This window comes from Psychrobacter sp. UBA3483 (assembly GCF_002377905.1).
GTDB lineage: Bacteria > Pseudomonadota > Gammaproteobacteria > Pseudomonadales > Moraxellaceae > Psychrobacter.
Map to the genome: position 1 here is coordinate 17521 of NZ_DFQS01000044.1, position 11870 is coordinate 29390.

Below are 11870 nucleotides of genomic sequence, written 5' to 3' on the forward strand. Positions count from 1 at the left end.
TTTCATATTCGGCTGGTCAGACGCTTTGTTTGTTCCAGCCGAATTTATATTAATTAAGCGCTTAGTTAAGCACGTACTTTGTTATGCCTTTCGTCAAGGACGCTCTTATCACCCCTAATGCTTGAATCTTCGATCTATCACTTTTAAACCTCAACTATTGAGCAGCCCATGCTACTTTATATTCTGCGTCGAATCGCTATTTTAATTCCTGTTTATATTGGCTTAACGCTATCCACTTTTACTTTGATTCGTCTCGTACCTGGAGATGCCGTCGAGATTATGATGGGTGAGCGTATGGTCGATCCAGAGCTACATGCCCGCGCTTTAGAAAGGCTTGGATTAGATAAACCCCTCATTGTCCAATATTGGGATTATTTAACCGGTATATTGACCGGTGACTTTGGGGCGTCTTTTCGTACGCGTGCTCCCGTATTGCAAGATTTTTTTGCCCATTTTGTACCTACATTAGAGCTGGCAGTATGCGCCATTATCATTGCGAGTGTCATCGGTGTCAGCTTAGGTATCTTTGCGGCACTGCGCCGTGGCACGTGGATTGATTACACTCTGATGTCAGGTGCGCTGGCAGGATACTCAATGCCCATCTATTTATTAGGGCCTATCCTAACCGGTATCTTTGCCCATTATTTAGACCTGTTGCCGGTCGCTGGGGTCATTTCTGTCGCACAGTTTTTAGATGTCCATCCACTGTATGGCTCTTGGCTATTAGGTTCTTTGACGTCCGGTGAGCCTGGCGCATTTTGGAACGTAGTAAAACACTTTATTTTGCCTTCTATTGCCTTATCGACCATTCCACTGGCGATGATTGCGCGCATGACACGCTCGGCGATGCTAGAGGTATTGGATGAAGACTATGTGCGCACGGCTCGCGCAAAAGGTTTATCGCCGCGCCGCGTAATATTGGTACACGTGATGCGCAACGCTTTAATCACTGTAGTCACTGTGATTGGTTTACAAATGGCGACCTTGCTTGCTGGCGCTATTATCACCGAGACCATTTTTAGTTGGCCGGGCGTTGGTAATTGGCTACTCGATGGCTTTTTTACCCGTGATTACCCTATTGTACAAAACGGTATTTTATTGGTCGCCACCGCCTTGATTTTAGTCAGTTTATTTATTGATATTTTGTATGGTTTGATCAATCCGCGTATTCGACATACCTCTTAATTTGATAATGATAAATACCCATATTATAAATAGTGGTGATACGCGCTTGCATGATTTAGAGCAATTTTTAGCCAATCCTCAACTTTTCAGGAAATGAGGTTCTACATGCTCTCAGCGCTGGCCACTATAGGAACTACTCATGAAGCATTCTGTTCTTCCCTCTGATCTCAATCTGATAGGCGCCGCACCGCCGTCATCTTTGCAATTATTTTTGTCGACGTTTTGCCGAAACAAAGGTGCGGTACTTGGTTTTCTTGTCTTAGCCTTGATGGTCATTATTGCCATACTTGCGCCAGCCCTTGCGCCGCATGACCCTTATGAGTTATTTACTGGTCAAGAGCAATTACCGCCCGCCTTTTTAAGTGGCGGCGATAGCATGTTTTGGCTGGGTACTGATGATGCCGGCCGCGATACGCTATCGCGGGTAATGTATGGCGCACGCTATTCCTTATTTATTGGACTAAGTGCCACAACCCTTGCGATGTTGGTCGGGATTTCTTTAGGACTGAGCGCGGCGTTTTGGCCAAAGGTTTGGGGCAAAGCGGTGATGCTGGTCAATGATATTTTGATGTCTTATCCGAGCTTGCTGTTGGCGATTATTATTGCGGCTATTTTAGGCCCTTCTATGACCAACACCATTATTACCATTGCACTGGTTTGTACGCCGCCCTTTATTCGCCTGACGCGGGCAACGGCGATGGTCGAGCTACAACGCGAGTACTTTATTGCCTCGCAAGTGATGGGAGCTGGCGTGCTACGCCTATTATTTATCACCATTTTACCCAATTGTATGGCGCCGCTTATCGTCCAAGCGACGATGATTTTTTCCTCTGCTATTTTAGAAGCAGGGGCAATTGGTTTCTTAGGCTTTGGCGTACAACCACCGGATGCTGAATGGGGCGCGATGCTTGGTACGGCGCGACAATATATTCAAAGTAATGTTTGGCTCGCCATTTGGCCCGGCGTCGCTATTTTCCTAGCTGCCCTGTCAATTAACTTGACGGGTGATGGCTTACGCGATGCGCTAGATCCCAAATTAAAGCAGGTGACCTAAATGACTGATACGTTAAATACAACCGTCACTACTGAAACTTCGATGACTGGTTCATTAAAAAAAGAAGCGCCACTCTTATTGGATATTGAAAATCTTTCGGTCACCTTTGGTCAAGGCGCGCGCGCTTTTCGCGCCGTTGATGATGTATCGTTGAAAATCACCCAAGGTGAAGTTCTCGCTGTCGTTGGGGAATCCGGTTCAGGTAAGTCGGTCACTATGATGGCGCTGATGGGCTTATTGCCGCCTTCTGCAACCGTTCGCGCACAGCGGGTGATATTTGACAATAAAGACATGCTGAGTATGTCCGCTAAAGAAAAACGCGGCATCATTGGCAAAGACATTTCGATGATTTTTCAAAATGCCATGTCCTGCCTAAATCCGAGCTTTACCGTTGAGATGCAATTGGGTGAAGTACTGCGTAAACACCTTGGTTTACGCGGTTCGGCGGTTCGCACGCGCATCTTAGAGCTGCTTGAGTTGGTTGAGATGCCCGATTCCAAAAACCGACTGAAAGTTTATCCGCATCAATTATCGGGCGGTATGAGTCAGCGTATTATGATTGCCATGGCTATTGCCTGCGAGCCAAAACTACTCATCGCCGATGAACCCACCACCGCGCTTGACGTCACGGTACAAGCGCAAATTATGGATTTGCTCGGGCGCTTACAACGCGAAAAACAGATGGCCATGGTACTGATTACCCATGACTTGGGTTTAGTCGCGCAAAATTCACGTGATGTCGCCGTTATGTATGCCGGACAAGTGGTTGAAACCAGTACAGTGCCGGAGATTTTCCAGCATCCTGCTCACCCTTATACCAATGCTTTATTGCAAGCTATTCCTGAGCTGGCTATCGGCCAAGATAGGCTCAATAGCTTACCGGGTGTGGTACCAAGCCAATATGACCGTCCAAGTGGCTGTTTGCTCTCGCCTCGTTGTCCGTATAAAGAACCCGCTTGCGAAGTGCCTCCGCCTATTTTAGAGACGCCTACTGGCAAAGTGCGCTGTATTCACGCCGAACTTCCAAGCCTACCTACTCGCATTTCTACACCGCACCCTGCTACTTTGGAGTCCCAAGTATGAGTGATAAAGTGGTCTTAAAAGCAGACAACCTACACAAGCATTACCCAGTATCGCAAGGTTTGGGTAAACCAAAAGCATATGTTAAAGCATTAAATGGTATCTCGTTTGAACTTCAAGCGGGCAAAACGCTCGCGGTCGTAGGTGAGTCAGGCTGCGGTAAATCCACTCTTGCCCGCCAATTAACCCTAATTGAAGAGCCAACTGATGGCGAGCTATTTATCAACGATGAGGCGACGACTGGCTATAGCAGAAAAGCGTTAAAAGATTTGCGCACTGAGATTCAGATGGTGTTCCAAAACCCTTATGGCAGTCTCAACCCGCGTCATACGATCGGTTATCAATTAACCGAGCCATTAGATATTCATACCAAGCTATCAAAGGAAGATAAGCGCGAAAAAATAAACGAGATGATGAGAAATGTCGGTCTACGTCCCGAACATGCTGGGCGTTTTCCGCATATGTTTTCGGGTGGTCAGCGCCAACGGATTGCCCTTGCCCGCGCCATGATGCTCAATCCAAAAATCGTCGTCGCTGATGAACCGACCTCAGCGCTCGATGTATCGATTCAGGCGCAAGTATTGAATCTGTTTATGGATTTGCAAGACGAATATCATACTGCGTACGTTTTTATTTCACACAACTTATCCGTAGTCCGCCATGTCGCCGATGATGTGATGGTCATGTACTTAGGTCAAGCCGTCGAACATGGGCCAAAAGAAGCCATTTATAACGCGCCAAAGCATCCTTATACCATCGCTTTACTGGCGGCGGCGCCAACTGTCAGTGGACATAAAAATGAGTTAACGCTACATGGTGAGCTGCCAAGTCCGCTTAATCCGCCAAGTGGCTGCGCGCTACATAAACGCTGCCCTTATGCCAAACCTCAATGCAGCGAAGTAGAACCAAAACTGCGCGAATGGGATGGCCGCTTGGTTGCGTGTTTACGTTTGGAAGAGATTTATGGATAAGCGGCATTTTGTGTTTAGCGGTACATTAGCTTGTGCGGTGCTGATCGTGATGACTGCTGCCCAAGCCAATGACTCTACCGGCTATGTTGGGACAGGCGGGGTTGGGTATATTAAAAATAAACATATCAGCATGCATAGTGAAGATTTATACATCTCAAAAGATGAAGTCCGCGTCAATTATGAATTTAAAAATCTAAGCAATAAAGACATTACCGAGACGGTTCTTTTTCCTATGCCAGCTGTACCTAGCTTTACAGACTCAGATTACGCTAATACTAGTGCTACTTATGATAACTTTAAAATTTGGGCCAATGGCAAGCCTATCATTCCTGAGCAGCATGTCCGCACTTTTATGTACCCGATTATCATCGAAAATGGTGAGCGGAACTATGCAGAAACCCCTATTGATACCACCAATATTTTCAAGGCTTGTGGTATTAGTGACGCTGAAATGATGTCACCTTGGACCTATCGGTCTGATACCGACGATATCAATCAACGGCTTTTGGACTGTAATAGCAAGGCACTCGATAAGTTTATCAGTGATAGAGAAAGTCTCTATATCCCTTGGAATTCACAGGTGATTTATAGTTGGGAGCAAAAGTTCAAAGCCAATACGATCACCCAGGTCAAACACACGTATAAACCGTTAGTAGGTGGATCAGTATCTTTAGGCGAGGAAGAATTTTCAAGTTTTTGTGTAGATAAATCAACTCAGCGAGGATTTAATAATAACGGACGGCCCTATCATGCCTTAAGCTATATCCTAACGACGGGAGCAAACTGGGCCAAACCGATTACTCATTTCAAACTGACCGTCAAACGCGACCTTAACGAACTGGTCTCCTTCTGTTGGAAAGGTAAAGGTAAAATCAAAAAGATTGGACCAACGACGTTTGAAATAAAAGAAAGTAATTTTGTGCCAACCCATGATTTTGACGTCGCTTTTATTATGAAGTAGCCGTTAGTTTTTAGGATAACTATCACCTAATTAATATTCACCACACCGCGACACTTAGGAAATTGACTGCAACCAAAAAAGGTCTGACCTTGCTGCTGACCTTTTTTAGCAACGCGCTTGACCATCTCACCATTACACTTCGGGCAAGCGGGAGTATTATCGGAAACGATTGACGCTTCAGCTTGCTCGATAATAGAAGGCTCCCTAGTAGCAGCTTTCTCTATCTTCGGCTCTGATTGCAAAACCTCAAATGGGGTAATAAAGACAGAATCATCATTATTGAGTTGAGAGATAGGCAGCACCTTGCTAGAAGAGACAATCGGTACATTGACCGCTTCAACGTCCGTTTGCCCAGACCATCGCAGTACTTCTCTGCTTTGAAGAGTGGTTCTTTTAAGAGGTTGTTTTACTATTAACTCAGACGCAGGTTGATTAGCTGATGTGGTAACTGACTGAACATTTGGTTTATCACTAGCTTGCTTATTTGACGGACTATGCTTTTGTTTTAAATAGGCTTTATGCGCTCTGTTAGTACGCCAAGACTTGCTAAATCGATTGCTTTCAATTTGCTCAACGATGGCTTTGACCTCTTCATCGGTAAGCATTTTATCTTGTTTTTTCTTAATATAAGATGCCATGCCGTTCGTCAATACATGCTCTGGTAACTCATCACGAGTTTTAAGCTCACACTCGCCGATAAAGGCAATCATCGAATGGAAATAACTCATCTCCAGTTCTAATAAATCAGACAGCGTTTTTATATGTAGATAATTTTGTCGCAATGGATTTTGAAATTTATACTTACGACCCATGATGACTTGCGTCCACTGTCTTTGCTTCTCATTACCAAAAATCCAGCCTTTATAGTTTTTGGTTTCGATGACAAAGATGCCATACCTAGAGACGATAACATGGTCAATTTGGGTACTACCACCATCTGCTAATGGCAAAGTGATATTGTTTAGACGATGATAAACGTCTTTTTCAAGTTTTAGCCACATAGCTACATTGATGACGGTCTCGCCGACGATACCTTTAAAGCTGGACATCAAAGACATGGTTTTCTACTATATAAAAAGTCAAATTGGTTATTTTAAGCGATAAGCCAGTATAAGACTTACTTCTAAATCGCTCATAACTTTAATAATACATTGAAACAGCACAATTGTAGTAGGCTATTGCATTAATATTTCAGTTATAACGCTCAGTTATGCTCTAAAAGCATGTTCAATACTGACGACTTTATTACTACCCTTTGGATCATACGTATGAATACTCGCGCCGCCTCTTTGCTAAAAATCACGCTTGGCACCTCTTTATTATTATCTTTGCCTATAATGGGAGTCGCCGCCAACACGGCGCCACAAAAGTGGAAGCTGGATGTGCCTAAGACCAGCGCTGATTTTGAGGTCAAGTACTTAGGCAAGGCGACCACTGACGGCAAGTTTCGTAAAGTAAACGGCGCGATCAATTATGACGTCAAAAAGCCTGAGAGTACGACCATTAATTTTACCGTGCATACCAATAGCATCGATACCGAGCGCAGGCTACGTGACAGTTTTTTGCGACGTAAAGAGCTGCTCAATACGCAGCAATATCCGACGATGACGTTCGTCTCAAAAAAAATCAAGATGATTACGCCGAAAGAAGCCAATGTCACGGGCGACTTTACTGCTTTAGGTCAAACCAAACCCTTAACGGTAAGAGTGACTTTATCTGATGTAGAGATTGACCCCGCCACCTCTCAACCGACGTTAAAGTTTCGCGCGACAGGTATGGTAGATCGCTTTAATTACGGGGTGACGGCCTTCCCAAAAATGATTAGCAATATCATTCCGCTTGAGATATCAGGAAAGCTGATTGCTGCTAATTAATTAAGTGACAAAAAACCCAACTTAGAAGCTTCTAAGTTGGGTAGATAACACCATAGATTTTTAAGACGATATTTACAGAAACGCTTAATTATTTAGAAACATTATGACCTGTAAAATCACTCGAAAATCGATTAAATATTAAAAACATATTTTATAACATTTTTAGTACTGCCATATTTGCTCTTCTGCTATGCCAGTTTTGTCTATTTTATTTCTTCTCTTCTGAATTTTAGTATCTATTTTTTCCTGCTTTTTCATCGCCTTTTGGTTGATATCGTCTATCATTGCTTGAATCTTCTTATCAACTTTGGCCTGTTCTTTTTGACGCTGCTTATCTACCTTATCTAGCTCTTTTTGACGCACCTTGTCTATTTTATCTTGCTCTTTTTGGCGCTGCAAATTCAGCTTACTTAGCTTCTTTTTGACTTTTTTACTTAACGTAATATCATCTTTCGCTTGTTTGTTGACCGATTTATTCGACATGATGGCTCTCCTTAGTCGTATTTTATAAAATACTTAGATATTTGATGGTAAGTCAATCCTCATGTCTAATCAACGTGCCAGTACAAAACAGGTACACGCCCTTAAGCTCGCTTTAAATTAGCAAAATAGATATAACAATAATAATGGTCGACTATAAAACAGCACATTAAGCTTGGTTAAAACCAAGAATCAGTTAATATCAATTATTCTAAAATTAAAAAAATGTTCATCATTAGCTTAGCCTAGAGTCGTTTGCGTTAATAAATATATTCATTTTATTGTTTCATAATTATGCGTTGACGCTTAAGGCGCATCCTACTTTACCGTTTAACAATCCATTAGGTATCGTACCTCAACGAAAAACTAGGTACCAATCCATTTATGACTATTCAGAACCAAAGATTAATCACAAAAAAAAGAGCTGCCAGATTTCTCTAGTAGCTCTTTGATAAACTCAAAAATCAAGTCTACGCTTTGATTAATCAGACCAAACTATTTACCGCCTCAACCACCGCCTCAGTGGTAATACCGAACTCTTTATACAACTCATCCGCAGGCGCCGATTCACCATACGTGGTCATGCCGATGACTTTACCATCAAGACCGACAAACTTATACCAGTAATCTACATGGGCAGCCTCCACTGCAACGCGAGCACGGATATTAGCTGGCAATACCGCTTCACGGTAGCTAACATCTTGCTCAACGAAAATCTCGGCACAAGGCATAGAGACCACACGGACGCCAACGCCATTTGCGCTCAACGTTGCATACGCTTGCATAGCAATGCCAACTTCTGAACCTGTTGCGATGATGATAGCTTGTAGCTCGCCCTGTTCTTTCGCTAGGACATAACCACCTCTAACAATGTTATCGACTTGCTCGCTGTCACGTGCTTGATGTGGCAGGCTTTGACGGCTAAAGATAAGAGCAGATGGATTGTGTTCAGACTTAATCGCTTCAACCCAAGCGCTAGCAGATTCGGTCGCATCACACGGACGCCATGTACGTAGGTTTGGCGTGGTACGTAAGCTCGTTAGTTGCTCAACCGGCTGATGCGTCGGGCCGTCTTCACCCAAACCAATTGAATCATGAGTATAAACATGGATGATACGCTGCTTCATCAGTGCGCCCATACGCACCGCATTACGCGCGTACTCCATAAACATCAGGAAGGTCGCCACATAAGGGATAAAGCCGCCATGCAGCGCGATACCATTGGCAATGGCGGTCATACCAAACTCGCGCACGCCATAATAGATATAGTTGCCATCAGCGTCTTTTTCGATGCCTTTCGCGCCTTTAAATAGCGTAAGGTTTGAGCCTGCCAAATCCGCTGAACCACCCAATAACTCTGGCAATAACGGCTGCAAAGTATTGATCGCATTTTGACTGGCTTTACGACTGGCAACATCGCCGCCCTGCTCTTGGGTTTGCTGAATATAGGCTTGTGCTTGGCTTTCAAAATCTGCTGGCAATTCACCGTTTAAGCGGCGTAGTAGCTCGCTTGCCAATTCTGGATAGGCTTTTTTATAGGCTTCAAAATCGGCATCCCAGTTCTTTTGTTGGACGTCGCCTTTGGCTTTTGCATCCCACGCTTCATAGATTTCATCATCTAATTCAAACGGTGCATGCTTCCAAGATAGCGCATCACGGGTTAAGGCAATTTCGTCATCACCCAGTGGTGCACCATGACTGGCCGCTAAACCTTGCTTGTTTGGGCTACCGGCGCCAATCGTCGTTTTACAGATGATTAAGCTAGGTTTAGTGGTCTCAGCAATGGCTTGCTCAGTGGCTTTGGTAATCTCATCGGTATCATGACCATCAACTTTAATCACCTGCCAGCCATATGCTTCAAAGCGCGCTTGCGTGTCGTCAGTAAACCAGCCCTCGACATCACCATCGATTGAGATGCCATTGTCATCATAAAAGAATACCAACTTGCCCAAACCTAAGGTACCCGCTAATGAGCAAACTTCATGGCTGATACCTTCCATCAAGCAGCCATCACCTAGAAATGCATAAGTATGATGGTCGACGATGTTATGGCCGTCACGGTTGAACTGCGCTGCTAGTGTCTTTTCTGCAATCGCAAACCCAACCGCGTTGGCAATACCCTGACCTAATGGACCCGTCGTGGTTTCAATCCCTGGCGTATAACCAAGCTCAGGATGACCTGGGGTTTTTGAGTGCAACTGACGGAAGCCTTTTAGGTCATCGACGCTGACATCATAACCCGTTAAATGCAGCAATGAATAAATGAGCATCGAGCCATGACCGTTTGACAATACAAAGCGATCACGGTTATGCCATTGCGGGTCAGCAGGATTGTGCTTCAAAAATTTGCGCCACAACACTTCCGCAATATCAGCCATGCCCATCGGCGCGCCTGGATGTCCAGAGTTGGCTTTTTGCACCGCGTCAAACGACAGTACACGGATGGCATTGGCAAGTTTGCGTTCATTAATTGGGGTCGGCATAGCGTGTCCTAATATTCGAATGAAAAGTATGGAGCATAAAAGAAGGGGTTACTCAGAGGGCAGTCCATCAAAAATATAGCAAAAACACAATGGACGTCATCAAAAGATAGAGTATAAAATCAAAGGGCAATATTAACATATTTGCTACTAGGCAATCTAAAAATGCGCTGACATAAGCGTTTGTATTTAATAATCATTCGTATCAGTTTTATTAAACCAATACTGATAAAAAACTGCAAGTCAGCAACCAACCCGCAGTTTAGATAAAAAGCTAAATCATTAAGCTAAAATGGTTTCAGCACCGCCCATAAATGGACGCAATACTTCAGGAATGGTGATACTACCATTGGCGTTTTGATGGTTTTCCATCACCGCAAGTAAGGTTCGACCGACTGCCAAACCTGATCCATTTAGCGTATGCGCTAGGCTCGTCTGCTTACCGTCTTTAACGCGTGTACCCATACGGCGGGCTTGGAAATCACCGCAGTTTGAGCAGCTTGATATTTCACGATAAGTATCTTGGCTCGGTAACCAGACTTCGATATCGTAAGTTTTTTGCGCCGCAAAGCCCATATCACCGGTACATAACTTGACCACGCGGTATGGCAGATTAAGCTGCTGTAAAATGTACTCGGCTTGTGCCGTCATCGCTTCAAGCAAATCATCGGACTGCTCGCTAGTGGCGATATTAACCATCTCAACTTTTTCAAACTGATGCTGGCGAATCAGACCACGGGTATCACGGCCGTGCGAGCCTGCTTCACTACGGAAACATGGCGTATGAGCGGTGAATTTTAATGGCAGCTCTTTGATATCCAAACGCTCACCACGTACCAAGTTGGTCATGGGTACTTCGGCGGTCGGAATCAGATAAAAATCTGTACCATCGTTATTGGTATGATTGGTCAATTTAAACAAATCATCTTCAAATTTTGGCAATTGACCCGTACCTTTTAGACTCTCAGAATTCACAATATAAGGCACATAGGTTTCAGTATAACCGTACTTGATGGTATGAGTATTGAGCATAAACTGAATTAGGGCGCGATGCATTTGCGCAAGCTGACCTTTTAAGACGTTAAAACGGCTACCTGTTAATTTTGCAGCGGCTTCAAAGTCGAGCATACCCAGCGTTTCGCCGATATGAGTATGATCTTGAATCTCAAAATCAAACGCGCGCGGCGTTCCCCATTTACGCACTTCGACGTTATCATCTTCTGATGTCCCGACTGGCACATCGGCGGCTGGGATATTTGGGATTTGCATGGCCGCTTGGCTAATGCGCTCTTGCAAGGTACGCAGCTCATCTTCAGCTGTCTTAATCTCACCGCTGACGCTTTGCATCTCAGCCAATAATTCGCTAGCATCTACGCCCGATTTTTTTAGCGCACCCACTTGCTTAGCACCCGCATTACGGCGCGATTGCAGCTCTTCGGTTTTGACTTGCAAAGACTTACGTTCGTTTTCGATACTTTGCCAAAACGCCATATCAAGCGCATAACCACGCGTGGCCAGCTGCTGTTGTAAATCCGTTAAATCACCGCGTAAGAGTTTTGGGTCAATCATAATAGTTGCCTGTAGCGCCAAAAGTGAGTAAGAAAGAAAAATGAAAATAATAGCCAATTTATATGAAAAAAACATGAAATAGCGTGCCCAGCCTTATAAAATCGTTATAAAGCTGCCCGATAACGCCATGTCAATTATAAGAATAAATAATAGTCACTATCATACCAATACCGAGCAGATTTGACCATGTTTTGGCTATATTTTGCCACAATCTAG

Annotated in this window: 10 protein-coding genes; 6 read left to right on the forward strand and 4 right to left on the reverse strand. The window is 44.2% G+C overall.

Annotation, left to right across the window (positions count from 1 at the left end; genetic code table 11):
- The first annotated feature begins 168 nt into the window (after positions 1–168).
- The 5 genes from B2866_RS07815 to B2866_RS07835 all read left to right on the forward strand — a co-directional run bounded on the left by B2866_RS07815 (position 169) and on the right by B2866_RS07835 (position 5251).
- On the forward strand, positions 169–1185 hold the full coding sequence (locus tag B2866_RS07815; protein WP_296192425.1) for an ABC transporter permease: 1017 nt from the start codon (positions 169–171) through the stop codon (positions 1183–1185).
- Positions 1186–1324: 139 nt separating this feature from the next.
- The gene (locus B2866_RS07820; protein WP_296192427.1) at positions 1325–2239 is read left to right on the forward strand and encodes an ABC transporter permease; all 915 of its coding nucleotides are present in this window, start codon (positions 1325–1327) and stop codon (positions 2237–2239) included.
- Entirely contained in the window at positions 2240–3322 is a 1083-nt protein-coding gene (locus B2866_RS07825; RefSeq protein ID WP_296192431.1) for an ABC transporter ATP-binding protein, read from the forward strand.
- Positions 3319–4290 carry a peptide ABC transporter ATP-binding protein gene (locus B2866_RS07830; RefSeq protein WP_296192434.1) on the forward strand — a complete coding sequence of 324 codons (972 nt, stop codon included), beginning with the start codon at positions 3319–3321 and terminating at the stop codon, positions 4288–4290. The genes B2866_RS07825 and B2866_RS07830 overlap by 4 nt, the downstream gene beginning before the upstream one ends.
- Complete coding sequence (locus tag B2866_RS07835) at positions 4283–5251, forward strand: DUF4424 family protein (protein WP_296192437.1); 969 nt, start codon at positions 4283–4285, stop codon at positions 5249–5251. The genes B2866_RS07830 and B2866_RS07835 overlap by 8 nt, the downstream gene beginning before the upstream one ends.
- Before the next feature lie 26 nt (positions 5252–5277).
- Here B2866_RS07835 and B2866_RS07840 read toward each other — a convergent pair whose 3' ends face one another.
- Positions 5278–6309, reverse strand: a complete 1032-nt coding sequence (locus tag B2866_RS07840; protein ID WP_296192440.1) for an NERD domain-containing protein — start codon at positions 6307–6309, stop codon at positions 5278–5280.
- A 210-nt stretch (positions 6310–6519) separates the two neighbouring features.
- Here B2866_RS07840 and B2866_RS07845 point away from each other — a divergent pair, with 210 nt between their 5' ends.
- On the forward strand, positions 6520–7125 hold the full coding sequence (locus B2866_RS07845) for a YceI family protein (RefSeq protein WP_296192443.1): 606 nt from the start codon (positions 6520–6522) through the stop codon (positions 7123–7125).
- A gap of 162 nt (positions 7126–7287) precedes the next feature.
- Here B2866_RS07845 and B2866_RS07850 read toward each other — a convergent pair whose 3' ends face one another.
- The 3 genes from B2866_RS07850 to serS all read right to left on the reverse strand — a co-directional run bounded on the left by B2866_RS07850 (position 7288) and on the right by serS (position 11654).
- Complete coding sequence (locus B2866_RS07850; protein WP_296192445.1) at positions 7288–7608, reverse strand: hypothetical protein; 321 nt, start codon at positions 7606–7608, stop codon at positions 7288–7290.
- Between the two features lie 482 nt (positions 7609–8090).
- Positions 8091–10088 carry a transketolase gene (gene tkt, locus B2866_RS07855; RefSeq protein ID WP_296192448.1) on the reverse strand — a complete coding sequence of 666 codons (1998 nt, stop codon included), beginning with the start codon at positions 10086–10088 and terminating at the stop codon, positions 8091–8093.
- A 279-nt stretch (positions 10089–10367) separates the two neighbouring features.
- Positions 10368–11654 (reverse strand): serine--tRNA ligase, encoded by a 1287-nt coding sequence (gene serS, locus B2866_RS07860; RefSeq protein WP_296192451.1) that lies wholly within the window; start codon positions 11652–11654, stop codon positions 10368–10370.
- Positions 11655–11870: the final 216 nt, after the last annotated feature.